Raw genomic sequence first — 24,894 nt, 5'->3', positions numbered from 1 at the left:
AAAATGATCAGTAAAGAGGAACTTTTGGAATGTTCAGTAGCGAATTTTACCACCTTTGGAAGCAAACGCTTTACAATGGACGAGTTGGCTCAAAATTTGGGCATTTCCAAAAAGACCATTTACAAATATTATAGTAGCAAAGAGGATCTTGTGGTGGCAAGTGTTGAATTATTGGTGGAAAATTTTAATGCCAACGTCAACACCATCATTCAAAATCATCAAGATCCTATGGTTTGCATTATTGAAATATATAAAACAGGGTTTGAATACTTAAAACATTTCAAACCCTCTTTTGTATTCGGGCTTAAAAAATACTATCCGAAAGCAAACAAAGTGTTCGATGGTTTTAGAAATACCATTGTAAATACTACCATTTACGGATTGCTAGAGAAAGCACAACAGACTGGAATTATCATTAAAACTGTAGATTTAGATTTGTTTTGCGAACTCTATTTTCATCGGTTTGAAGAGATTGCTTTCAAAAACAACAAACTGTTTGACATCTATAGCAATGATGAACTTTTAAATCATTTTGTGATTTATAATTTGAAAGGAATCAGTGCACAAAACTATTCAAATGATTACTTTCTCAAAGTTTCTTGAAACAATTTAAAGATGCGTCTGTATTCATCACTCCAACTGGAACTTTCTACAAAGCTGTGGTCTTCCAAAGGAAATACAGCCAACTCCCAATTTTCTTTCTTCAATTCAATCAGGCGTTGCGATAAGCGTACAACATCTTGAAAATGGACGTTGGTGTCAATCATTCCGTGTAGCATCAATAAATTACCCTTTAAACCTTCTGCAAAATAAATAGGTGAGCTTTGCTCGTAGGCTTTCGGGTCTTCAACAGGTGTATTCAAAATATTGGCAGTGTAACCGTGGTTGTAATGTGCCCAATCTGCTACAGAGCGCAATGCAGCACCGCTTTTAAAAGTTTCTGGCGATGTAAACAATGCCATCAGCGTGATGAACCCACCGTAGGAACCACCGTAAATACCAAGTCTATCTTTATCGATGCCTTGCTGTTCTACCAAATATTTTGCACCATCAACTTGGTCATTGAGGTCTTTGCCTCCCATATGTCTATAAATACCAGTTCGCCAATCGCGACCGTACCCGGAACTTGCCCTAAAATCGATGGCCAAAACGGTATAGCCATTATCAACCAAGATGTTGTGAAACATATATTCCCTGAAATAAGAAGGCCACCAATAATGCACATTCTGTAAATAACCTGCGCCGTGCACAAAAATGACGGCAGCGCCATTTTTCTTGTCGGTTTTTGGTTTGTAAAGCGTTGCAGGCACACTGGCACCATCTCTTGCGGTGAAGTTGATGATTTCAGAATCTATCCAATTATAAGACTCAAAATCTTTTGTGGTTGATGTGGTCAATTGCGTCATTTCGGCGCCAGCTTTGTTGGGCATTACAAACAATTCCCAAGGTTTATTGGTGTATGAATAGCGAATTGCCAACTGCTTTTCATCTGGTGAAACCGTTACCTCGTGACCACCTTTTTTTGAAGTGATTTGTGTCATTTTTCCACCTGAAGTAGGCAAATGATAAAAGTGCTGTTCGTGCGGACTCACTTTATTGCTGATGAGGTAAAAGGTTTTCTTGTATTTGGAAAGGTTAACGTCCAAAATTTCAAAGTTTCCTTCGGTCAAGGCTTTGATTTTTCCTGAATTGACATTTGCGGAATACAAATGCGCATAACCAGTTTTTTCTGATTTGAACCAAATGGTTTCATCATCGAGCCATCCCATTGCAGGAGACGAAAACCAGCCCACTCCAGGACCGCCTATCCAAGCGTCGTCGTGTTGTCTGTCAATTAATTTTAGACTTCCATCAGATAAATCAACGGTCATAATCCAACGGTCTTTATAATCTGATGAGGTGATGTTGACCAAAGCTTTTCCATCTTCAGAAAACATAGGATTGCTGATTTCTACCTCTCTCGGATTTTCGTATTCTTCTTTATATTCCGAAGGATTTTCGGCATATTCCTTTAAGAATTTCGGTTTGTCCTTGATGCCTTCTATGTCATCGGTTTTAATCTGATAGTGTTTGCCTGTTTTCACATTAAAAATCCACGATTCATAGGTGTATTGCTCGCTTCCCACTTTTGGTCTGGTGTTTAAATCGGTAGTATAGCCGCTTTCAGTAACATAAGAAGGTACATTGGTATTTTTATTGTTGGGAGCAGCATACAAACGATACACAACATAGTTCAAATCTGGTGAGATATTCAATCCGAAGAGGTTTTTATCACCGTAATAAACCGTTTCAGGACGCTCGAACTGGGCTTTTTCCCTTCTATATTTTCGGGCATCGCTCTCGTTTTTTCGTTTTCCTAAAATCGTTATGTTTTCAAATTGGTCGTCTTCCAGCCATTGGTCTTGCTCGTTGAGTTTGCTTTCCGGTTTTTCTTTCCCACTTTTGAAATCGGTCAATTGTTTGGTGGTGCCATCTTCAATATTCCATTGATATAGATTATTGCTTTGTTGGTAAATGATTGATTTTTGGTCGCCAGAAAATTTTGGGTTTGATTCCCTATCCAAGGTATTGGTGATACGTTTTGAAGTGAAGTCAGTAGTATTCTGAAGAAACAAATCACCTCCTTTTTCGTACACTTTCCATTTGAAATCTTTTGAAAAGTCACCTGAACTTGAGCTGTTCTTTAATGCTTCAAACGAGCGTTTGTTGATTTTTTTAGTGTTGATATTCACTTCATACGTAGAACGAATGGTATCGTTATCAGGATTCCAACTGAAATAAATGTTCTTGCTATCATCAGACCATTCAATATCTGTAGGAAGATAGCCTACGAAATCTTCGCCTTGCATAATCTGGTCAATGGTGAGGGATGATTGGTTTTCGGTTTGGGATAGACAAAGACTTGTAACTAAAAACAGTAGGAGGAACGTGAGTTGTTTCATTTGAAATAGGGATAATTATTTAAAAGAATTATTTTTGCCCTAATTTAACTGTTTTCTGAAGAAGCAAGAAATTAGATGAAAAAAGATATTCAAATTCCGAAGGTTGAAGGCGTTTATATAGCTGTTGTCAATGAGTTTAACGAGGTCTACAAAACGCAAGACTGGAATGCCTATATCATCAATGATAAAACCGTCGATTTGGACGTGGTATTGATTGTGACCAGTGGTTTTTCAAAAGAAAAGACAACCTCTGTTTTCAGAAAAAAGTTAGATAAACTTCCTGCAAAAAGTTTTGCCAAAATAGAATTGATGCCAGAAGAACTGTTTGCGTTGAACAACGAATTTAAAGTCAGTTTTTTTGAAGGCAATCAAATGTTTGATAAAACCTATCTCTTCCGGAAAAATACCATCAATGAAAAAGCCTTACAGACCATTCCGTTGATGAAGGTGAAAGGGGTATTGGTGAAGTAGCCTTTAGCTTATAGCCTTTTGCCTTTGGCTTGACAACGATTGATGATTAAAGGCTAAAATGCATCAGTGTTAAAAAATTCAGCAAATTTTTAAATCTGTTTATTTTCAATACTTTATAGTGAGGTGGAACAGCTCTGCGTAAAAATGGAACGCCTCTGCGTAACTTTAGAACGCTTCTGCGTAAAACTGGAACGGCTGTGCGTAAACCTAGAACGCGAGTGCGAAACTTTGGAACGGCTCTGCGTAAAACAAGAACGGCTGTGCACTAAACTGGAACAGCTCTGCAACAAAGTAGAACGCTTCTGCGTAAAAAAGTTGAGATTCCTGCGAAGGCAGGACTGCGTTAATTTAACTTCTCCGTGAGCTTTTTAAACGTACTTTTTGGGTCTTTCCCTTCGTATAGGATGTCGTAAACGGCATTGATGATGGGAAGCTTCGTCTTTTTCTTGTTTTTTTCGTTGAGGCGATAGGCGCTCTTGGTAGCATAATAACCTTCGGCTACCATACTCATCTCCATTTGGGCTGATTTTACAGTGTAGCCTTTACCTATCATATTGCCAAACATTCGGTTTCTGGAAAACACGGAATATCCTGTTACCAATAAATCGCCCAAATAGGCAGAATCGTTGATGTTGCGTTTCATTTTGTGCATTTTCTTAATGAAACGTTTCATTTCGCGAATGGCATTGCTCATCAACACACTTTGGAAATTATCGCCATAACCGAGTCCGTGGGCGATACCAGAAGCAATGGCATAAATATTTTTAAGCATTACGGCATATTCCATACCGATGATATCATCGCTTGTGGTGGTTTTAATATAATCGCTGGACAATTTTTTGGCGATTTCCTTTGCTTTGGATTCATCAGCACAGGAAATGGTGAGGTAGGACAGACGCTCTAACGCCACCTCTTCTGCGTGGCAAGGTCCTGCAATGACCGCAATGTTTTCAAACGGCACCTTATAGATGTCGTGAAAATGCTCGCCTACCAATTTGCCGGATTCTGGCATAATCCCTTTTACGGCAGACACAATGATTTTGTCCTTGACATCGACCGTTATTTTTTCAAGTTCAGAATGGATAAACGCCGAAGGAATCACAAATATGAGCACATCTGCATATTCGGCAATTTCGTTGATATCGTTGCTCAACTTCAATTGGTCCAATTTGAATTCCACAGAACTCAAATAACTCGGATTATGCTGTTCTTTGAGCAAATGTTCTTTGATATAGACACTTCGCATATACCATCCTACTTCGTCTAAATTTTCGCAAAGCATTTTTACAATGGCTGTTGCCCAACTACCAGATCCAAAGACAGCATATTTTTGTGGTTTTCCCATTCCTGTTTCATTAAATGATAAGTTCAAAAATACATAAAATTTAAGTCTTTGTCAGGATTGCCTTGAAGCGGGTTTTTAATTTTTGGCACGCGTTTTGAAACTTCGTTAAACAGTAACCCTAAAATTATTGGATTATGAAGACATTAAAACTACTTTTCGGATTTGCCCTAGCCACGACCCTTTTGACTTCTTGTACCAGAGAAGTGATTGTTGACGACTACCATCCAGTACCAGGGATTACTTTGAATCAATTATTGAATTCTTATGAATTATGGTATGTAGACGTTAATCAGACCGTAGGATATGGTGAAACACCATTTTTACAGATAGCCTTTACCGTATCATTTAGAAATGGTGTGCTGTATGCCAATAATAATTTGGTTGGTTTCGGGAGCCAAGGCAATGGCTTCGGAATTCCTGTAGGTGATTATGATGCCTACGATATGATACTAGACGTGTACCACGATATTGATGGCTATGAAACCTTTGATGTGTATCAGGTTGATAACAATACGATTGAATTATACAATCCGTTTAATGACACCTCTTACTTTTTACACGGGTCGCAGCGTTCTACGTTTGATTATGACTTTGTGTTTTATGATAACATTCATTATTTCCTTCAGGAATATGAAGCTTGGGAAAAGACCTTTACCAGTCAGGTAGGCGCATTGAATGAGTTTGACAATGAGAATTATTTACAGTTTTTGGCTGGAGGCAATGACTCTACCTTTAGAAGTTCGCAAGACGTGAACATCAACAATCCGAACAACATCTACTGGGATTATACAGGTGTGTATGGTGTAGGGAATGTCTCTGGAAATATGTATTTGAAAACACTAACATTAGATTATGACTTTTTCGACAATGAATTCTTTGAATTGAGCGTTATTAATGACCAAAGAATTGAACTTTACCACCCTTCATCAGGAACGACCTATCAGTTTACAGGTCGTGGTTACATTCAATATTTGAGAGAAAGCAATGCGAAAGGCGAAATCACCAAAAGAACGACAGAGCCTAAAAAACGTAAGCAAAAAACCGTCAAGAAAGACAATCCACGCATAAACGAAAGAAGCTAGATTTTGGTTGGTTATTTAGTTTCGAGATACGCTCGTCCGATTCATTTTGGATGAGCGCTATCTTTTTTAGTTCAACCCATCCAATACCTCTTTAAGAACATTTAAGTCTTCCGGCTTTGCGATGATTTTTTTGTCTTTATCCAACACTAAATAGGTGGGCGTAGAATTGACACCATAGGCTATGGCTACAGGATTGTTCCAATGCTCAAGACCCAAAACGTGTATGAATTCTGGAAATTGAGAAATGGTTTTGGACCAATTGTCTTTTTCATCTTCCAGACCGAAAGCCACTACCTTTAAGTTTTTAGGATTTTCATTTAAATAGAATTTCAACTGTGGCAATTCATTTAAACAATGACCACACGTGCTGCTCCAAAACACCAAAATGTAGTGCTCGAATCCGCTCAATTTATGCAAGCTGGTATTGATAGGTTTGCCATCGGCTTCATACGTGATGGGAAAGTCCATAGCAGTAGCACCAAGCGCGCTGTTTTTATAGACCATCAACGATTTATAAAGTTCTTGGTTGTTGGTGTCCCTTGCCAGTTTGAACAGATAGGTGTCGCTGATGTAATTGGCCACTTCAATATTATTGGCGTCAATCATTTTTCCCCAGATGTTTTCCAACAGAGACGTTTTTACAAATAGATCTTTGTCGTTAATAGCAGCAACTACTGTATCTATATTTTTTTTGTAATCGTCGTTACTGTTGGTTGCCGACATCCCGAAAACATACGCCAAAACTCTATCTGTCAAAAAATCTGAACTTTGAAGGAGCGTGTTGCTGAAATCTACGTTTTTGAAAAAGGTATTTTTCAGGTTGTTTGAATAGGTAGAAATATCCTCGTAGTCCGTTGGAATATAAGGTCTGTTTGCTTGGATGAAAGTTGCAGCCATTGTTCCTTTGGACGCATCTTCAAAGGCAGCTTGTGTATCTTTGAGCGTCTTGAAAATTTCCTTAAAAGCCTTTTTATTCGAGCTTTCCTGTTGGTAGAAATTGCTGATGGTCATATTTACCAACTCCATACTTTTGGTGTAGGATGCCCAAAGTTTGTTTTCAGACGATTCCTTGAATTCGAGACCATCGTTTAAACTAAACGTCAGGATGATGTCTTCTTTGCCGTTGTAGATAAAGTCGAAATTGTTTTCACTTTCCGGCACACCATAGACTATTTTGTACATCCCAGCGGTGATGGTAGAGTCCAATTCAATCTTAAAAGTACCGTTTTCATCAACCTTGCCTCTGTTGAGGTAACTGATGTTTGTAGGGTTTGATTTATACAAGAAGGCGTACGTAAAATTTTCTGCCGGTGAGAACGTACCCTGTATTGAGTGTTGTGAAAATATAAAGGTTGGTATTAGGACAAAAAGAAGAGAAAGTTTGTTCATTAAAAAAGGTTTTATGTTTTTAAGTTTTCGGCAACTTTACCGATTAGTATAAAGTGAGTCCTCACTATTTAGTACATAGGTCGTAAAGCCAAAAGGTGGAAAAATTATTGCGATGGTTCATATCTTTTATTTACGAGGTTTGTCATTCTTCGTTTCTGATATTGGTGATGATATCTGTGGTCAATGCCCAATCAACACCCTTATTTTGAAGTCCTTTTATTAACTTTTTGTCACCTGTCCATAGTGGCGATTTCAACTCCAATGCAAGTGCAATGAAAGGAGCGTCAAATTCATCTATATTTTGTGTCAGCTCGATGGCCTTTTCCCAAGTAACATCTTTTATTGATTCCAAATCGATGAGATCTATCTTTTTTAAGAGGCTTCGCTGAAGGTAAACCAGTTCTTTTTCTGAAAACCCAGTTAACTTTAATATCTTCTCTTTGTGATTATCCAGTTCCTCCAACACGAAGGAAGGTGAATAAAAATCGAATGTATTCGAAGAATTCAGCAAAAGGTCGCTTATCACTCCTTTTGAACTTAAAAGTCCGCTAAAAATTATATTGGTATCAACTACAATTTTCACTTTACAAAACGACTCTTGTTTTTGTTCCACCAGGAGGATTTGGAATCGGAAGAAAGTTCGTCGATTTGTTTTTGGGAAGCCTTACTTTGAGATGCAATTTCTCGGAATTTTAGATAGTCTAAAATACGTTGAAGCCCAACCAGATCTGTATCGGAAGATAGCCGGATCAATATTTCTTTCTTTGTTCGTTCTATTTGCATAATTGAATGTAAACAAAATTTTCTATCACACCTAATTTTTTTTCAAATGCTTTCAGGCTTTTGACTCGAGGTCATTTGTAATCTTTTTCAATATTTTAAGGAATCGCTTCCATTCAAGTGTTATGTTTAATCTATGATTGGTTTTAATACAGACAACGCCTGCTTTACGGTTTTAATATGTTCAAATGTCAGCAATAAGCGCAAACCAGCACGTGTCTGTTTTTCTTTCATTTTAGCAGCTTGCGGATGCGTTTGTACATATTGAAGCACTTTTGTAAAGCCGTGACTTTGATAAAACGCACTCTGCTGGTCATTGATGAAATATCCTATCAATTTGCCTTGCTTCATCACCACTTTTTCAAGACCGATTTTCGTGGCAACCCACTTGATGCGGACACTGTTCAATAAATCTACCACCTGTTTTGGCATTTCACCAAAACGGTCGATGAGGTCTGTTTCAAACTTTTGAAGTTCCTCTTCGGTTTTGATGTCATTCAGTTTTGTGTACAGATTCAGGCGTTCGGTGATGTTGTTGACATAATCATCTGGGAACAACAGCTCAAAATCAGTGTCAATAGTGATGTCTTTCACGTATTCTTTATCCTTTTGATCCTCTTGATAGAGATCCTTGAATTCGTTTTCCTTCAGTTCCTCAATGGCTTCATTCAATATTTTCTGATAGGTATCAAAACCGATGTCATTGATGAATCCACTTTGTTCGCCACCGAGCAAATCGCCTGCACCTCTTATTTCCAAATCTTTCATTGCAATGTTGAAACCACTTCCCAATTCTGTAAATTGCTCCAATGCCGAGATACGTTTTCTAGCATCTGTAGTCATTTCTGCATAATCAGGCGTGATGAAGTAGCAAAATGCTTTTTTGTTGCTTCGACCTACACGACCACGCATTTGGTGCAAATCGCTTAAGCCGAAATTATTGGCATTGTTGATGAAAATGGTATTCGCATTTGGTACGTCCAGACCACTTTCAACGATCGTAGTGCTAACGAGTACATCAAATTCGCCATTCATAAAGGAGAGCATCAATTCTTCCAGCTTTTTGCCATCCAATTGTCCGTGACCAACACCAATTTTAGCATCAGGCACCAAACGCTGGATCAAGCCAGCCACTTCGCGAATGTTCTCAATGCGATTGTGGATGAAAAACACTTGTCCGCCACGTTGAATCTCATAACTAATGGCATCTCGAATGGTCTCCTCATTAAAACGCACCACGTGACTTTCGATAGGATATCTATTGGGAGGTGGTGTGGTGATGACAGACAAATCACGAGCCGCCATCAAACTAAATTGGAGTGTACGAGGAATAGGTGTGGCCGTCAGCGTCAGAACATCGACATTCTCTTTGAGTGTTTTGAGTTTTTCTTTGACGCCAACACCAAATTTTTGCTCCTCATCTACAATCAACAATCCCAAATCTTTGAACTTTACATTCTTGTTCACTAATTGATGCGTGCCGATGATGATGTCCACACGACCATTCTCCAATCCTTCAAGTGTTTCGCGTTTTTCTTTAGCCGTTCTAAAACGATTGACGTAATCTACTGTCACTGGAAAATCCTTCAAACGCTCTGTAAAGGTTCGGTAATGTTGATAGGCCAAAATGGTGGTTGGCACCAACACAGCCACTTGCTTGCCATTGTCGACAGCTTTGAAAGCAGCCCTTATGGCGACTTCCGTCTTCCCAAAACCAACATCACCACATACCAGACGATCCATCGGACGTTCACTTTCCATATCAGCTTTGATATCGGCTGTTGAGGTCATTTGGTCAGGCGTATCTTCATATATAAACGATGCCTCCAACTCGTGCTGCATATAGCTGTCAGGATTGTATTGATAGCCTTTTTCGAGCTTTCTTTTGGCATACACTTGTATCAAATTGAAGGCAATTTCCTTAACTCGTGATTTGGTTTTCTGTTTTAGGTTTTTCCAAGCGCTACTGCCAAGCTTGTAGATTTTAGGCGGTTTTCCATCCTTGCCATTGAACTTGGTAATCTTGTGCAGTGAGTGAATGCTCAAGTAGAGGACATCGCGCTCGCCATACACCAATTTGATGGCTTCCTGTTTTTTTCCTTCTACATCAATTTTTTGAAGACCTCCGAATTTTCCAATCCCGTGATCGATGTGCGTCACGTAATCGCCAATTTCGAGATTTGTCAGCTCCTTCAGCGTAATTGCCTGCTTTTTGGCATAGCCATTTTTGAGATGAAATTTATGGTAGCGCTCGAAGATTTGATGGTCTGTGTAGCAAACAATTTGGTGGTCGTGGTCGATAAAACCTTGATAGAGCGTTAGGACAATGGTTTGATAATGCACATCTTCTTCAACATCCTCAAAAATATCGTGAAATCGTTTGGCCTGTTGCTCGCTGACGCAGACGATATAGTTGGTGTAACCCTTATCATGATTGGTGTTCAAATCTTCAATCAACAGATTGAACTGCTTATTGAAAGACGGTTGCGGTGAGGTATTGAATTGTATTGTATTTCCGTTAAAATAACTTCCAGAACCAAATTCCACCAATGTAAAATCGAGAAATTGACGCTTCAATAGATCGGAATTGCAAAACAATTCTTCAGGGGAGGCGTGTTTGATTTCTTTTGATAGCTTCTGAAATGCCTCTTCCGCTTTTCCGAAAAAATCATCAATTCGAGAAAATAACAAATCGGCATTTTTGGTAAACACTACCGTTTTTGAGTTGATGTATTTCAAAAAGCTTTCGCGACTTTCCTCCAAGAACTTGTTTTCAACATTCGGCATAATGTTGATTTTCTTTACTCGTTCTGTAGATAATTGCGTCTCCACATCAAAGGTTCGGATGCTATCGACTTCATCGCCAAAAAATTCAATACGATACGGCTCATCGTGAGAAAACGAAAAGACATCCACAATACCACCACGCACAGAAAATTCGCCAGGTTCCGTTACAAAATCCACACGTTTGAATTGGTACTCAAATAACACTTCGTTTACAAAATCGATGGAGAGATTGTCGTTTAATGAAATTTTTAAGGTATTGCGCTCCAATTCCTTTCTGGTCACCACTTTCTCAAATAAGGCATCAGGATAGGTGACGATGATTGCTGGTTTTTTACGAGAGTTAATGCGATTCAACACTTCTGCGCGCAACAACACGTTGGCATTGTCCGTTTCTTCGATTTGGTAAGGACGTCGGTAACTTCCGGGATAGAACAGCACATCTTTATCATTGATGAGCAATTCCAGATCATTCAAATAAAATGCAGCCTCTTCCTTATCATCAAAAATGAGCAAAAAAGGCAAGTCGGACTGTTTGAAAGCCTCGGCAGTTACAAATGAAAGCGAGGAGCCTACAAGGCCTTTGAGATGTACTTTACTTTGATTTTGGGCAATAGTATTTTGCAGATTTTGCAGTTGCAAAGCCTGTGCATATGTTTGCGAGAGATAAGATTTACTCAAGACAATTTATTTTGAGACAAATATAAAGTTTACAATTTAATGGAAGCGTGAATTTAATCTTAAAAAAGCTCTATTTTTCGTTTAAAAAATGAATGAAGTTTGACTATATTTGCACCACTTTTAAAAACAAGAAGATTATGTCAATTTCAGATTTATTTGATAGCGGATTTAAAAAGCGTAACGAGGACCATTTTGCGGCCATCGTTAGAGTAGCAATGGATGATGGAATTATCACAGAGGACGAAAAAGCGTTCTTGGACCGTTTGGCACGCAATCTTGACATCAGTGAGGCTGATTACAAGCAAATTCTAAAGGATTACCAATCGCACCCAATCAACCCACCAACGTCTTATGACAGACGTTTGGAGCGTTTATATGATTTGGCACGTATGGTGTATGCAGACCACATCAAAGGTGAAAAACAAGTTCTTTTGTTGAAGAAAATAGGAATTGGTTTAGGATTTTCTCCTAACAATGTGATGTATGTGGTGGACAAAGCTTTGACTTTAGTAAATGACGGTGTGGATTTGGACACCTTTATGGAAGAAATTAAAAATATGAATCGATAGTTGAAGAGACTTGAGGTGTTAGACTTAAGATTTTAGACTTGGGTCTCTATAAAAAGCAAAACCGTTCCAGAATTTGGGACGGTTTTTTTATTGGCGTTTAGAACCTTTAACTCTGAATTTTAAACTTTGAATCTTATTGCGCGTTTCTCATAAATTCTTCGCACTTCTCCACCATATTTCTGCTGCCACAAATGAATGGTACACGTTGATGCAATTCGGTTGGTTGAATATCCAAAATACGTCTGAATCCATCACTCGCTTTGCCATTGGCTTGTTCGGCAAGAAAAGCCATTGGGTTGCACTCATATAAAAGTCGCAGCTTCCCTTCTGAATTTAGAGAGCTTTTAGGATACAGATAGATACCACCTTTAATCATATTTCTATGAAAATCAGACACCAAAGAACCAATATAGCGAGACGTGTACGGTCGGTCTCCTTCTTCCATTTGGCAGTATTTGATGTAATTTTTGACACCTTGAGGGAAGTGGATGTAATTACCCTCATTTACAGAATAAATCTTTCCATCTTCTGGGAATTGCATATTTGGATGTGATAGGTAAAACGTTCCAATTGCTGGATTCAATGTAAACCCATTCACGCCTGCACCAGTGGTGTACACAATCATTGTCGAGGTACCATAAACCACGTAACCAGCAGCTACTTGTTGGTTGCCAGGCTGTAAGAAATCATCAATCGTCACTGGTGTTCCAATAGGTGTCACGCGTCGATAGATGGAGAAAATGGTCCCAACCGAGACGTTGACATCGATATTTGAAGAACCATCCAAAGGGTCAATCAACACCACATATTTATTTTGATGGTTTTCATCTTGACTATTAATGGCGATGAAATCATCTTCCTCTTCACTCGCAATGCCGCACACAATGTTACGGTTGGTCATTGTCTGGATGAATTTCTCGTTGGCATAGACATCCAATTTTTGTTGGTCTTCACCCTGCACATTCGTTTCACCTGCTGCACCAATGATATCTACCAAACCAGCTTTGTTCACTTCATAATTGACCACTTTTGCAGCCAATCTGATGGAATTGATTAAACTAGATAATTCGCCAGAAGTATATTTAAAAGCAGCTTGGTTTTCTATGATAAATTCGCCGAGAGTTTGATGTTTTTTAGCCATTGAACGTAAGGATGGTTTATAGAAGCATTGATGGAATGCTGATTGGTTTTTTAACGCTACAAATATCGTATTTTTTGTGAGACTACAACGTTTTCGTTGAGATTTAATGCTTTTATATCTTTAAGTTTAAATTATCTTTACTTAAAATTTCAAGGATGAATTTTTCAATACGATTGGCTACTAAAGATGATATGGCGCAAGTTCTTTTGCTCATCAAGGAATTGGCCGTATTTGAAAAAGAACCAGATGCCGTTGAGGTCACCGAGGATGAGCTGATAGCGAATGGTTTTGGTGAGCAACCAACCTTTACGTGCTTTGTAGGTGAGGCCGATCATAAAATTGAAGGCATCGCATTAGTTTACAACCGTTTTTCCACTTGGAAAGGCAACGTATTGCACCTTGAGGATTTGGTGGTCAGCCAGAAGATGCGAGGCCACGGACTGGGAACAGCATTGCTGGATGAGGTTGTGAAGTATGGCAACCAATTAGGAGTCAAAAGAATCAGTTGGGAAGTTTTGGATTGGAATGAACCAGCAATCGAATTTTATAAAAACAAAGGAGCAGATGTGAAACGCGATTGGGATGTGGTACATCTCAATGAGCAAGGTATCAAGAATTATATTTCAAAATTGTAAATGCAAGTATTCAAATTTGGTGGTGCATCGGTAAAGGATGCCAAGGGTGTAAAAAATGTTGCGAATGTACTTCAAAAAGTAGGCTATCAGGACACACTGATTGTGATTTCGGCTATGGGTAAAACTACCAATGCCATTGAGGTTGTGATTGATAATTATTTCAACAATAAAAGTGAATTACAAAGCTCTCTTCAAGATGTCAAGAAGTATCACAATGAAATACTGCTTGAGCTTTTTGATAATGAGAGACATCCTGTTTTTCAGAAAACATCAGAATTGTTTGATGAATTGAAGAGTTTTTTTGATAGAAACAAATCACCCGATTATAACTTTGTGTATGACCAAACTATTGGTTTTGGTGAGTTGGTTTCGACTGTGATTGTGAGTCATTATCTCAATGAAATTGGCCTTTCAAATCATTGGATTGATGCGCGCGATTTCATCAAAACAGATAATTATTACCGTAGAGCCAATATCAATTGGGAAGGTACGCAAGAGCAAATCAGTGCAAACTTTGATAAAAAGCGACTCAACATCACACAAGGATTTATAGGTAGTGATGCCAATAATTTTATGACCACTTTGGGACGAGAAGGTAGTGATTATACTGCTGCTATTTTTGCCTATTGTTTGAATGCCGAAAGTGTAACCATCTGGAAAGATGTTCCAGGTGTGTTGAATGCTGATCCACGCTATTTTGAAAATGCACAATTGCTCAATCAGATTTCTTACAGTGAAGCTATTGAGTTGGCATTCTATGGCGCTTCGGTCATTCACCCGAAAACATTGCAGCCCTTGCAAGCCAAGGAAATTCCGTTGTTTGTCAAATCATTTGTGAATCCGGAACAACTGGGAACTATGGTAGGGCGAGGTAAGAAAATTGAGCCCAATATTCCTTGTTTTATTGTCAAAAAAGGACAGGTGTTGATCTCATTATCTTCTTTAGATTTTTCCTACATTGTAGAAGAAAACATCAGCGAAATTTTCAGTTTGTTGCATTTGTATAAGATGAAAGTCGATGTCATTCAGAATTCTGCCATCAGTTTTTCGGTTTGTGTAGATAATATCTATAACAACCTTGAAAAGTTGTTGCAACACCTGAAGGCCAAATTCAAAGTCACTTGCTATGAGAACGTTTCTTTGTACACCGTTCGTCATTACACCAATGAGGCCATAAATGATTTGGAAGACGGAAAGAACGTGCTTTTGAAGCAATTGACGCAAGAAACGGTACAGATGGTTACTAACTAACATTTTATTATTTTTGTAGGTATGACCAAACCACCAGAAACTGGATTAGTAACAGCCAAAGAAGTGGCAAAAGCCATCAATGCGGATAAGTATGGCATTTTTGGAACTTTTACGGGATGGTTACTTATGAAAGTCCTAAAGATTTCTACGCTCAATAAAATCTACAATCGTAACAAGCATTTAAGCAACGTTGAATTTCTGGATGCTATTTTAGATGATTTCCAAATCAAGTTTGAAATTCCCGAAGAAGACTTTAAACGATTGCCAAAAGATGGTGCTTATATTACCATTTCCAATCATCCACTTGGAGGTATTGATGGTATTTTATTATTGAAATTGATGCTGCAACAACGGCCAGATTTCAAGATTATGGCCAACTTTCTCCTGCATCGTATTGAACCAATGAAGCCATACATTTTAGCGGTGAATCCGTTTGAGGAGCATAAAGATGCAAAGTCTAGCATCGCTGGTTTCAAAAGCGCCATTACACACTTGCGGGATGGTTATCCTCTGGGAATTTTTCCTGCAGGAGAAGTATCGACTTATCGCGATGGCAAATTGGTCATAGACAGGCCTTGGGAAGAAGCAGCTATGAAATTGGTTCAAAAGGCTGAAGTGCCGGTGGTTCCTATCTATTTTCACGCAAAAAACAGCAAGTTATTCTATAAACTTTCAAAAATTAGCGATACGTTCAGGACTGCAAAATTGCCTTCAGAATTGTTGACGCAAAAGCGAAGAGTCATCAAGGTACGCATTGGAAGACCGCTTTCTGTTGCAGACCAAAAAGAGCAAAAAACGTTGCAGGAGTTTTCAGAATTTTTAAGAAAGAAAACTTATATGCTATCCAATTCCTTTGATCAAAAAGGAAATGTTTTGAGTTCCATTTCATCAACATTGAAGGTTCCCAAACCTGTTAAAAACATCGTAACTCCTGTAAGTGTCGATTTGATGAAGAAGGAGGTAGATCAGTTGAGAAAAACGGACTGCAGGTTACTCGAAAGCAAGAACTACGAAGTTTTCTTGACGGATTCTAAAGCCATCCCAAATATTCTACGCGAGATAGGTCGATTGCGCGAAATAACATTTAGAGAAGTTGGCGAAGGAACGAATGAAGCCATCGATTTGGATGGTTTTGATAATTATTACCATCATATGTTTCTATGGGATAATGACACCAATAAACTGGCTGGTGCCTATCGAATGGGCTTGGGCTCCAAGATTTTTTCTAAATATGGCATCGATGGTTTTTACCTGCAAGATTTATTTAGGTTTGAGCCGGAACTTTATAAAATGATGAGCGAATCCATTGAGATGGGACGTGCTTTCATAATCAGTGAATATCAGCAAAAGCCTATGCCTTTATTTTTACTTTGGAAAGGCATTGTTCATACCACGCTTCGCTATCCAGAGCATAAATATTTGATAGGCGGTGTCACCATCAGTGATAAATTCACGAATTTCTCAAAATCGCTGATGATTGAGTTTATGAAATCAAACTATTACGACCCTTATGTGGCGCAATATGTGCATCCGAAGAAAGAATTCAAAGTAAAACTGAAGGATGCTGACAAAGATTTTGTGTTTGATGAAACAGAAGCCGACTTGATGAAATTTGATAAAATCATTGATGAACTGGAGCCAGGAACTCTACGTCTGCCTGTTTTGATCAAAAAATATATCAAGCAAAACGCAAAAGTGATTGCTTTTAACGTCGATCCGTTATTTAACAATGCTGTTGATGGTTTGATGTACATTCGCATAGCAGATTTACCGGAAAGTACCGTAAAACCAGTCTTGGAAGAGTTTCAGGCAGAAATGGAACGTAAATTTGCTGATAATGGCAATGATTAAACGGTATCTGCTTTTCTTTATAGTTTTTTCTACCGTTTGTTTACTTCAATCTCAAACCTTAAAAGGTATTGTTTTGGATGCCAAAACCAATCTTCCCATAGAAAGTGCTGCCATTTATTTTGATGGAACAACTAAAGGAACATCAAGTAATTCTGAAGGTAATTTTAAAATTACGTTGGTGGAAGGTGTGACTTCGCCTTTGATTATTTCCTTTATGGGTTATCAAAGAGTGGTGGTAAACTCTTATAATCCAGATCAGTTTTATAAAGTGATGATGGCAGAAGATGTCAATACGCTTGAAGAAGTTGTTATTTCTACCGATGATGGTATGTCAAAAGCCGAAAAGCTTAAACAGTTTAGGAGGGAATTTTTGGGTGTTACAGAGAATGGCAGATCGTGTAGGATTTTAAATGAATCTGACCTGAACCTGCGCTACAATCAAAAGAAGAAACAATTGACGGCAAGTGCTCGTAGGCCTATTATGGTTGAGAATGACAATTTGAAATATCTAATCAGTTTTGAATTGCAAGATTTTGTTATTAATTACAGCTACGTCGATTTGCTTGGGAATTATTTCAAAACACATTCGGTTACATATTTAGGAACCAGTTTTTACACAGACCAAGATACGTTGCAAAGTAAAAAGACCGTAAAGCAAAGAGAAAGAACTTATGAAGGCTCGCATATGCATTTTATGAGGTCGCTTTCACACAAGAGATTGAAGGAAGATGGTTATAAAATTTTTGACAAGAGTTTTGAAGTGCCTCCCTATAAGTTTATCCAAGTTGATAGCATTGAGGATAGCAAAAATGTGAAAATATCAATTTCAAAACAACTGAATATTTTATTTGACAAAAAGAGACAATCAAAGATTGAGCTTTTAGGGGAAAGCTTCGTAATCGATCAATATGGCAATTACGCGCCTATAGAAAATGTTCTTTTTAGTGGCGATTTGGGTACACAACGTTTGGGAGACGCGATGCCGTTTGATTATCAATTGATGGATAAAACATCAACTGATTGATATTGAGTTTAAGTATAATGAAATAACGCCAAGTCTGAATAACTTGGTGTTTTCTTAATTTTTATAGTGATTTAAACCAGTCTTGAAAGTAAGCACCAAGACCAGGCGTTAATTTCTTTTCACCATTTACGGCTCCTATTAGGCTTAAAATCCAAAGTATTAACATTCCAAGGTTTAGAATCCAACCTACAAACGGGATAAAGCTTAACACAAATGCGATAATCATTAGGCCTAACATTTGTCTTATGTAGAATGAAGCAAACTCGCTTTTTGAATTATTGTTCATCACAAGTGCGACGATCCAGCCAATTAAAGTGATGTGAGCAATTAATGCTATATTTTTTCCGTCGTTCATATTATTGTTAGTTTGGTTTTCAAAATCATTTGCAGTTTGTTTGGCACCTTCAGAAAATTCATTTGCACCTTTTTTCGCGTCATCCAACATATCGTCAAGATCGTCGCCTAAATTTCTATTATCAGACATATATAATTTTTTAACGGTTAGAGACTAAAGGTAGTAAAAAAAATAATTGGTTTACAAAAAGGCCTTATCAACTGGTTCCCAAAGCTCTATCTTATTGCCATCGTTATCCATAATCCATCCGAATTTGCCGTACTCATACTCTTGCATTTCATCAATGATTGTGACACCTTCTTCCTTTAAAGTTTTTAAAAGTTCTTCTAGGTTTTCGACTCTATAATTAAACATAAAGTCTTTTTTTGACGGTTCATAATACTTGGTGTCTTCTGCAAACGGACTCCATTGTGTGGAGCAATCATTTCCTTCTTTGTCTTTCCACCAAAATGTACAACCGTAATCATCTGTATTGAATCCCAAATGTTTTTTGTACCATTCTTTTGCTGCTTTCGGGTCTTTGCTCTTGAAGAACAAGCCACCAATTCCTGTAACTCTTTTTTTCATATTAATTTCCCGCGAAAGTGGGAATCTTATTTAGTTAAACTTTACTTTTTAAGTGCTTTTTCATAAATAGCAATCCATTCATCGACAGTAAGTTTTTTGCACAATTCGCCAATCAAATCAAAAGGAATGTCATCCATATTTTTAAAACGGATACAACTTTTTCCCATATCGAGTTTTCTTTTGGAATGCTTCGGATATTCGCTTACAAACCAATCGTGAATTTCAGGAACGGCATAAATGCCACTATGATAGAGATTCACAGAATTTTTTTGTGATGCAAAACTCATAAATGGCAAAGGTTCCGAAGGCGTACAGTGATAACCATCAGGATAAGTGCTATGAGGCACAAAATATCCAATCATTCCATATTGAATGCCTTCCTCAAAACCTTTTGGCAAATTGTCCTTTACCGTTTTACGAAGTTTTTTAAGCGTTGCCTGACGTTCTTCAGGAACCTGACTGATGTAATCTTCAGGTGAAGTAGCTTTATATTGCATAATGGTTATTTTTTACGTTGTAGAATTAATCCAGATATCAAGGAGATTACAAATCCAATCAACACAACAGTTACAAACATTAAGGCAGCCATAAATCCGGAGCCACCATAATCTTGCATTTGTTGAGTCAATTCAGCTTTTTTCGCTTCCAATTCTGCACCAGAATACATTGCTTCATGAGATTTCAGCATCGTGTCTAAATATTCTGAAGCGAAATCTGGATTGATGACGGTTGTGTAAAGATAATCGACAATTGCAATTCCCAGGCCTGTCAAAGCCGAAATCAACAATCCAATGAGAAGCGCTTTCCCAAAACTGACCTCACCATTGTTTACATTATCTCTGTAATGCTTGATGCCAAAAAAAATAAACAAAAGCGATACAATCATAGACGTGTAGCCTAAAACTTCTTGTGCCGAATAACTTAATCCTTTTCCGAAGGTCAAGGATAACAAGAACAAAGCGGCAGCTGTGAGTAAGCCATAACCACCATATTTTAAAACAGTTTGTTTCATTTTTCAGATTTTTTATATTAAACGTGCTGGTCGATTAAAATAGCATTACCATCAGGATCCATCACTACAAGGCTTGCAGGTCCTGAAGTGCTTTCATCTGCTTCAGAGGTCAACTCAATATGTTTCGACTTCAAATGTTTTTGAATATCCCTAACATCAGTAAATGACTCCAAAGGATCAGCGTTTTCATCCCAACCTGGATTAAAAGTCAAAATGTTATTTTCAAACATCCCTTGAAAAAGCCCTATCAACGCATTGCCATTTTTCATAATAAGGTAGTTGCGTTCCATAGCTCCAGCAAACACGTTAAATCCTAGATTTTCGTAAAATTCTTTTGAGACTTTAAGGTCATTGACGCTTAAACTCATTGAAAATGCTCCTAAATTCATCTAATTGTTTTTATAGTTAATTGTGATGTCAAAAGTACAGACAAGCGTAGAATAGACACTCATACTAAAGTACCAAACCCCTCGTACTTTCGTCTAAAAGTACTAATTTTTAGAGTATGTTGAGTTCTTGTGCAATTTGTACTGCTTGGGTACGACGTTTGGCATTTAGCTTCACCAGCAGATTTGAAACGTGCGTTTTGATGGTGCTTTCAGATAAAAATAATTTGTCCGCAATCTCTTTGTTGGATAATCCCGAAGCGATTTCTTGAAGCACTTCGTACTCCCGAGAGCTGATATCGAGTTCCTTGATTTTTTGATGGTCAATTTCAGTGGTAGTATTGACTGGTTTATGAAGACTTTTTTTGTTGATGAAAACTCCGACAATGAAGAAAACAATTGCAATAATGGCTACGATGATTTCCACATCTAGAGCTCCAGAAACCATAGAATATTTGCTCAATTGAAACAGCAGCAGAATGGCCAGAATGAGCAATCCGAAAACCAAAATAGTTTTTTTCAAAATCTACGAATTATAAAATTCAGCCTTTATTTTATCGACAATCGTTTGTGCCAATTTTTCTTTGCTTTCAACGGTCCAGCCAGCAACGTGAGGTGTCAACAAAACATTATCAGCTTTGATGAGGTAGTCAAACGCTTCTGGCATCTCGACTGCGCTCGATGTGGCATCCATTTTAAACATATCTTCAAAAGATGACTTTTCGTATTCCAACACATCAAGTCCAGCACCAAAAATTTTTCCAGATTTTAGCGCAGCAACCAAATCATTGGTGATGACGCTTTTGCCACGTGCTGTGTTTATAAACCAAAACGGCTTTTTAAAATCATTGATGAATTTTGAATTGATCATACCGACAGTTTGAGGCGTTTGAGGTGTGTGAAGGCTCAAAACATCACTCTTTTTTTGAAGTTCTTCCAAAGATACTTGTTTGGCGTTACCATCTTCAACATTAGATTTAATGTCATAGCACAAAACCTCTACATCAAAACCTCTCAACTTTTTCGCAAAAGCTTTGCCCATATTTCCATATCCAATAAGGCCAATGGTTTTACCATCCAATTCAATGCCTCTGTTCGCTTCACGTTGCCAAAGTCCTTGTCTCACTTCGCAGTCTGCCTTGTTCAATTTGTTGATGAGCGAAAGCAACATTCCCAAGGCGTGTTCGCCCACGGCATTTCGATTGCCTTCGGGCGCTGCTATGAGTTTGATACCTTTTTGAGTTGCATAATCACAATCGATATTCTCTAATCCTGCGCCAACTCTTCCGATAAATCTCAAGTTTGTTGCAGTATTCAAAAACTGTTGGTCAATAGAAAATCGGCTTCGTAAGATGATGCCATCATAGTGTGAAATTTTGGATTCAATGATTTCTTTAGAAGACGTGTAATCTTCATCATTTGTGAATCCCAAATCATTCAATTGGGTAATCAACAAAGGATGATTGGTATCGAGGTGAAGAATTTTCATTTAAAATCCTAAAATCAGTTTTGCAATCAAAAAGTACATCAAAATACCGAACACATCATTACTGGTAGTGATAAATGGCCCTGTAGCAACGGCAGCATCGATGCCTCTTTTGTCTAAAAATATTGGGATGAATGTGCCTATCAAGGCAGCCATAATGATGACGACAATAAGTGCTACGCAAATGGTCAAAGACTCTAGATAGGTTGTATTAAAGGCAAAGTGACTAATAAGCAACACAATACAGGCAATTGCCAAGCCATTTACCAATCCTAATAGTGATTCCTTCAAAAGACGATTGAGAATATTGCCATCTATAGAATCATTGGCAAGACCTTGTACCACGATGGCTGAAGATTGTACACCAACATTACCTGCTGTCGCCTGAATTAAAGGGACAAACATCAATAACGCAGGGAATTTAAACATCGCATCGCTAAATCCGTTGATGATACTTGCAGCTCCTATGCCTCCGAACATTCCTATCAACAGCCAAGGCAAACGTGCTCGTGTCAATTCCCAAATGCTGTCATCGGCTTCAACGTCGCCAGTAATACCTGCTGCCAATTGATAATCTTTATCAGCTTCTTCTCTTAAAACGTCGACGATATCATCGATGGTAATTCTACCCAACAAGGTCATTTCATCATCCACCACAGGAATTGCTTCCAAGTCATATTTTGCCATCACTTTTGCAACTTCTTCCGGATCTTCATCCACCTTAACATAATCTACATTTTTGATATAGATATCTGCGATTTTCTCATCGCTCTTGGCGACAATCAAATCCTTTAGAGATAAGCGACCAATCAGTTTATTTTGTTTATTGACAACGTAGATAGAGTGCACTCTTGTGACATCTTTCGCCTGACCTCTGATGCGACGTAAGCAACCAGCAACCGTCCAGGTTTCAAATACTTTCACAAGCTCTTTTGCCATCAATCCACCAGCGGTGTCTTCGTCATAGCGTAAAAGCTCGGTGATTTCTGCCTTGTGCTCCTCGTCTTCAATGTGACCAATTACCTCTCGTTGACGTTCTTCGGAAAGCTCGGCAATGATATCAGCCGCATCATCTGTATCCAGCTCTTCAATTTCTTCGGCAATTTCCTTTGCAGATAAATTTTCAAGGACTTTCTCTCGATTGTCGTCATCGAGTTCCATCAACACATCTGAAGTAGTCTCGGAATCCAATAGTTTGATGACATACATCGCCTCTTCCAGATTTACTTCATCTAGAATTTCAGCAATATCGGCATAGTGGAAACCTTTTAGCAGTTTTCGAAGTTCCCTATCGTTTTTTTGTTCGATAAGTTGTTCTACTTCCGCGATGAGGTCGTCCGTAAGCTCAAACTGTATGTTTTCGTTTTCTTCAGACAAGGGTATCTTCAATTAAAAATTTAGAGTTCCTTTTCAATGAGTTGCGTGAGTGTGATGAATTGTTCAACACTCAACTGCTCTGGGCGTTGGTCAAAGATAACATTTGCTTTTAAATTATCTGATAAATTGAATGTTTTTAAACTGTTACGAAGCGTTTTTCGGCGTTGTTGAAAAGATGTTTTTACCACCTTAAAAAACAGCACTTCATTACAAGGAAGTTCATAATTTTCTTTTCGCTTTAACAGCAGCACTCCAGAATCGACCTTTGGAGGTGGATTAAAAACACTAGGAGGTACGGTAAAAAGATAATCGGCATCATAGAAAGCTTGTGTCAAAACCGAAAGAATGCCGTACACCTTGCTACCTTCTTTAGAACAAATACGCAAGGCAACCTCTTTTTGAAACATTCCTGAAAATTCAGGAATTTGGTCACGCATTTCCAGAGTTTTGAATACTATTTGCGAAGAAATATTGTACGGATAGTTTCCAATGATGGCGAACGGTTCATCATTAAAAACCTTCTTTAAATCATATTTTAAAAAGTCTTGCTCAATGACTCTATCGGCCAGATTGAGATAGTTTGCCTTGAGATATTCAACAGATTCTGTGTCAATTTCAATAACGTGTGTTTTGATATCTTTCTTCAGAAGATATTTGGTCAAAACACCCATTCCAGGGCCGATTTCCAACACATTTTTATAGCCTTCCAAAGACAATGTATCAGCAATTTTTGAAGCAATGTTTTCGTCATTCAAAAAATGCTGGCCAAGATGCTTTTTTGCTTTTACTTGATGAGAATTGGAATGATTTTGATGATGTGCCACGAATTTATGAATGATTTTGATTGAAAAATGAAGCTATAAATTCAAAGATACAAGAAATGAACTGATACCTTATGATTCAATTCAATCAAACTTCACGGAATATTCGTCCATAACCTCAAGTTCGGTTCTAAAAGACAAGACCTTGTCTCCAAACAGTTGAAGCGCATCCTTTCGCAAAGCATTGGCATAATTATTATAATAACGTTCCAAATCTTCTCTGTTTTTTGCGTGATATTGGACAGAATAAGTGACGCCTTGATGCTCATCAACTAGAACCCTTGTGAGTTTTGCTTTCGTAAAACAACCTGATGCCAACACTTGTGGGATGTGTTCTTTAATCCATATCAGCCAATGTTCGTGAACCGATTCTTCTATGTTTGAGGTAACGTTGTAAATAATCATAAAGTTGTTTTTTCGCTGTCTAATTCTTTTGCAAATAACAGAAGTTCATCGTCATCTTCAAAAGGTTTTATCTTTTTCTCGTATTTGAGGCCAAGTTTTTCCAGTAATTTAATGGAGTTCAAATTGTTTTCTAAAGTAATGGCCAAAAGTTTTTTCAAATTAAATTTGTTTTTTGCTAAATCCATAATAGCCACTGAAGATTCATAACCAAAACCTTTCCCTTCATATTCAGGAAGGAAAGCAAATCCAATATCGACGTGCTCCAATTGCTCTCGCTTTATGAGACCAGACGTACCAATGATTTTGTTATCTTCAGATTTAAGTAAAAGTTTGTAAAATCCAAACCCAAAGTTTTCGTAACTTTTTAAAATGCCATTTTGAAGATAGATTTCAGCTTCTTCCAAGGTTTTGACGTTTCTATCACCAATAAATTTTATCCAATTTGGCGTGTTGAGCAGTTCCAAAATAAATGGCGCATCCTCCAAAGTGATTTTGGCAATCAAAAGCCGGTTGGTTTCACCAATAACCATAAATTTACTT

General features: G+C 37.9%; 25 protein-coding genes. 8 read left to right on the top strand and 17 right to left on the bottom strand.

Going from position 1 to position 24,894, the window contains the following annotated elements; translation table 11 throughout:
- Positions 1-3: 3 nt before the first annotated feature.
- A complete protein-coding gene (locus tag M0G43_RS01860; protein ID WP_248022981.1) occupies positions 4-603 on the top strand; it encodes a TetR/AcrR family transcriptional regulator in 600 nt (199 codons plus the stop codon).
- On the opposite strand, the gene M0G43_RS01855 is transcribed toward M0G43_RS01860, so the two are convergent.
- Entirely contained in the window at positions 582-2,942 is a 2,361-nt protein-coding gene (locus M0G43_RS01855; RefSeq protein ID WP_248022978.1) for a prolyl oligopeptidase family serine peptidase, read from the bottom strand. The two genes, M0G43_RS01860 and M0G43_RS01855, sit on opposite strands and share 22 nt — an antisense overlap.
- Positions 2,943-3,017: 75 nt before the next feature.
- Here M0G43_RS01855 and M0G43_RS01850 point away from each other — a divergent pair, with 75 nt between their 5' ends.
- Positions 3,018-3,413, top strand: a complete 396-nt coding sequence (locus tag M0G43_RS01850; RefSeq protein ID WP_248022976.1) for a hypothetical protein — start codon at positions 3,018-3,020, stop codon at positions 3,411-3,413.
- Between the two features lie 343 nt (positions 3,414-3,756).
- Here M0G43_RS01850 and M0G43_RS01845 read toward each other — a convergent pair whose 3' ends face one another.
- A complete protein-coding gene (locus M0G43_RS01845; RefSeq protein ID WP_248023786.1) occupies positions 3,757-4,758 on the bottom strand; it encodes an NAD(P)H-dependent glycerol-3-phosphate dehydrogenase in 1,002 nt (333 codons plus the stop codon).
- 134 nt (positions 4,759-4,892) lie between these two features.
- Between M0G43_RS01845 and M0G43_RS01840 the strand changes: the two genes are divergently transcribed.
- Positions 4,893-5,840, top strand: a complete 948-nt coding sequence (locus M0G43_RS01840; RefSeq protein WP_248022973.1) for a nicotinic acid mononucleotide adenyltransferase — start codon at positions 4,893-4,895, stop codon at positions 5,838-5,840.
- Positions 5,841-5,906: 66 nt separating this feature from the next.
- Here M0G43_RS01840 and M0G43_RS01835 read toward each other — a convergent pair whose 3' ends face one another.
- The 3 genes from M0G43_RS01835 to mfd all read right to left on the bottom strand — a co-directional run bounded on the left by M0G43_RS01835 (position 5,907) and on the right by mfd (position 11,474).
- Positions 5,907-7,229 (bottom strand): TlpA family protein disulfide reductase, encoded by a 1,323-nt coding sequence (locus tag M0G43_RS01835; protein WP_248022971.1) that lies wholly within the window; start codon positions 7,227-7,229, stop codon positions 5,907-5,909.
- 142 nt (positions 7,230-7,371) lie between these two features.
- Complete coding sequence (locus M0G43_RS01830; RefSeq protein ID WP_248022969.1) at positions 7,372-7,842, bottom strand: PIN domain-containing protein; 471 nt, start codon at positions 7,840-7,842, stop codon at positions 7,372-7,374.
- Positions 7,843-8,138: 296 nt separating this feature from the next.
- Complete coding sequence (mfd, locus tag M0G43_RS01825; protein WP_248022967.1) at positions 8,139-11,474, bottom strand: transcription-repair coupling factor; 3,336 nt, start codon at positions 11,472-11,474, stop codon at positions 8,139-8,141.
- 137 nt (positions 11,475-11,611) lie between these two features.
- Here mfd and M0G43_RS01820 point away from each other — a divergent pair, with 137 nt between their 5' ends.
- The gene (locus M0G43_RS01820) at positions 11,612-12,043 is read left to right on the top strand and encodes a TerB family tellurite resistance protein (RefSeq protein ID WP_248022963.1); all 432 of its coding nucleotides are present in this window, start codon (positions 11,612-11,614) and stop codon (positions 12,041-12,043) included.
- A 133-nt stretch (positions 12,044-12,176) separates the two neighbouring features.
- On the opposite strand, the gene fbp is transcribed toward M0G43_RS01820, so the two are convergent.
- Complete coding sequence (gene fbp, locus M0G43_RS01815; protein WP_248022961.1) at positions 12,177-13,184, bottom strand: class 1 fructose-bisphosphatase; 1,008 nt, start codon at positions 13,182-13,184, stop codon at positions 12,177-12,179.
- A 155-nt stretch (positions 13,185-13,339) separates the two neighbouring features.
- Between fbp and M0G43_RS01810 the strand changes: the two genes are divergently transcribed.
- The 4 genes from M0G43_RS01810 to M0G43_RS01795 are packed head-to-tail and all read left to right on the top strand — an operon-like array spanning position 13,340 to position 17,945.
- On the top strand, positions 13,340-13,819 hold the full coding sequence (locus tag M0G43_RS01810; RefSeq protein WP_248022959.1) for a GNAT family N-acetyltransferase: 480 nt from the start codon (positions 13,340-13,342) through the stop codon (positions 13,817-13,819).
- On the top strand, positions 13,820-15,070 hold the full coding sequence (locus tag M0G43_RS01805) for an aspartate kinase (RefSeq protein WP_248022957.1): 1,251 nt from the start codon (positions 13,820-13,822) through the stop codon (positions 15,068-15,070). It begins immediately after the preceding gene.
- A 21-nt stretch (positions 15,071-15,091) separates the two neighbouring features.
- Entirely contained in the window at positions 15,092-16,921 is a 1,830-nt protein-coding gene (locus tag M0G43_RS01800) for a GNAT family N-acyltransferase (protein WP_248022955.1), read from the top strand.
- Complete coding sequence (locus M0G43_RS01795) at positions 16,914-17,945, top strand: carboxypeptidase-like regulatory domain-containing protein (protein WP_248022953.1); 1,032 nt, start codon at positions 16,914-16,916, stop codon at positions 17,943-17,945. Before M0G43_RS01800 ends, M0G43_RS01795 begins: the two co-directional genes overlap by 8 nt.
- Positions 17,946-18,006: 61 nt before the next feature.
- On the opposite strand, the gene M0G43_RS01790 is transcribed toward M0G43_RS01795, so the two are convergent.
- The 11 genes from M0G43_RS01790 to M0G43_RS01740 all read right to left on the bottom strand — a co-directional run bounded on the left by M0G43_RS01790 (position 18,007) and on the right by M0G43_RS01740 (position 24,857).
- Positions 18,007-18,429 carry a DUF4870 domain-containing protein gene (locus M0G43_RS01790; protein ID WP_248022951.1) on the bottom strand — a complete coding sequence of 141 codons (423 nt, stop codon included), beginning with the start codon at positions 18,427-18,429 and terminating at the stop codon, positions 18,007-18,009.
- Between the two features lie 51 nt (positions 18,430-18,480).
- Complete coding sequence (locus M0G43_RS01785; protein WP_248022949.1) at positions 18,481-18,867, bottom strand: VOC family protein; 387 nt, start codon at positions 18,865-18,867, stop codon at positions 18,481-18,483.
- 41 nt (positions 18,868-18,908) lie between these two features.
- A complete protein-coding gene (locus tag M0G43_RS01780) occupies positions 18,909-19,364 on the bottom strand; it encodes a DUF1801 domain-containing protein (RefSeq protein ID WP_248022947.1) in 456 nt (151 codons plus the stop codon).
- Positions 19,365-19,369: 5 nt separating this feature from the next.
- A complete protein-coding gene (locus tag M0G43_RS01775; protein ID WP_248022945.1) occupies positions 19,370-19,879 on the bottom strand; it encodes a DUF4199 domain-containing protein in 510 nt (169 codons plus the stop codon).
- A gap of 17 nt (positions 19,880-19,896) precedes the next feature.
- Entirely contained in the window at positions 19,897-20,268 is a 372-nt protein-coding gene (locus M0G43_RS01770) for a VOC family protein (RefSeq protein WP_248022943.1), read from the bottom strand.
- 109 nt (positions 20,269-20,377) lie between these two features.
- Positions 20,378-20,788, bottom strand: a complete 411-nt coding sequence (locus tag M0G43_RS15805) for a response regulator transcription factor (RefSeq protein ID WP_317231405.1) — start codon at positions 20,786-20,788, stop codon at positions 20,378-20,380.
- Between the two features lie 3 nt (positions 20,789-20,791).
- Positions 20,792-21,754 (bottom strand): 2-hydroxyacid dehydrogenase, encoded by a 963-nt coding sequence (locus M0G43_RS01760; protein WP_248022941.1) that lies wholly within the window; start codon positions 21,752-21,754, stop codon positions 20,792-20,794.
- Complete coding sequence (gene mgtE / locus M0G43_RS01755) at positions 21,755-23,128, bottom strand: magnesium transporter (protein ID WP_248023785.1); 1,374 nt, start codon at positions 23,126-23,128, stop codon at positions 21,755-21,757.
- Between the two features lie 20 nt (positions 23,129-23,148).
- The gene (gene rsmA / locus M0G43_RS01750) at positions 23,149-23,952 is read right to left on the bottom strand and encodes a 16S rRNA (adenine(1518)-N(6)/adenine(1519)-N(6))-dimethyltransferase RsmA (RefSeq protein WP_248022935.1); all 804 of its coding nucleotides are present in this window, start codon (positions 23,950-23,952) and stop codon (positions 23,149-23,151) included.
- A gap of 81 nt (positions 23,953-24,033) precedes the next feature.
- Positions 24,034-24,354 carry a DUF4286 family protein gene (locus M0G43_RS01745; protein ID WP_248022928.1) on the bottom strand — a complete coding sequence of 107 codons (321 nt, stop codon included), beginning with the start codon at positions 24,352-24,354 and terminating at the stop codon, positions 24,034-24,036.
- Complete coding sequence (locus M0G43_RS01740) at positions 24,351-24,857, bottom strand: GNAT family N-acetyltransferase (protein WP_248022925.1); 507 nt, start codon at positions 24,855-24,857, stop codon at positions 24,351-24,353. Before M0G43_RS01740 ends, M0G43_RS01745 begins: the two co-directional genes overlap by 4 nt.
- Positions 24,858-24,894: the final 37 nt, after the last annotated feature.

The sequence above is a fragment of the Subsaxibacter sp. CAU 1640 genome (genome assembly GCF_023156585.1).
Classification (GTDB): Bacteria; Bacteroidota; Bacteroidia; order Flavobacteriales; family Flavobacteriaceae; genus JBPOFM01.
This window is presented reverse-complemented; position numbering and strand designations above follow the sequence as displayed.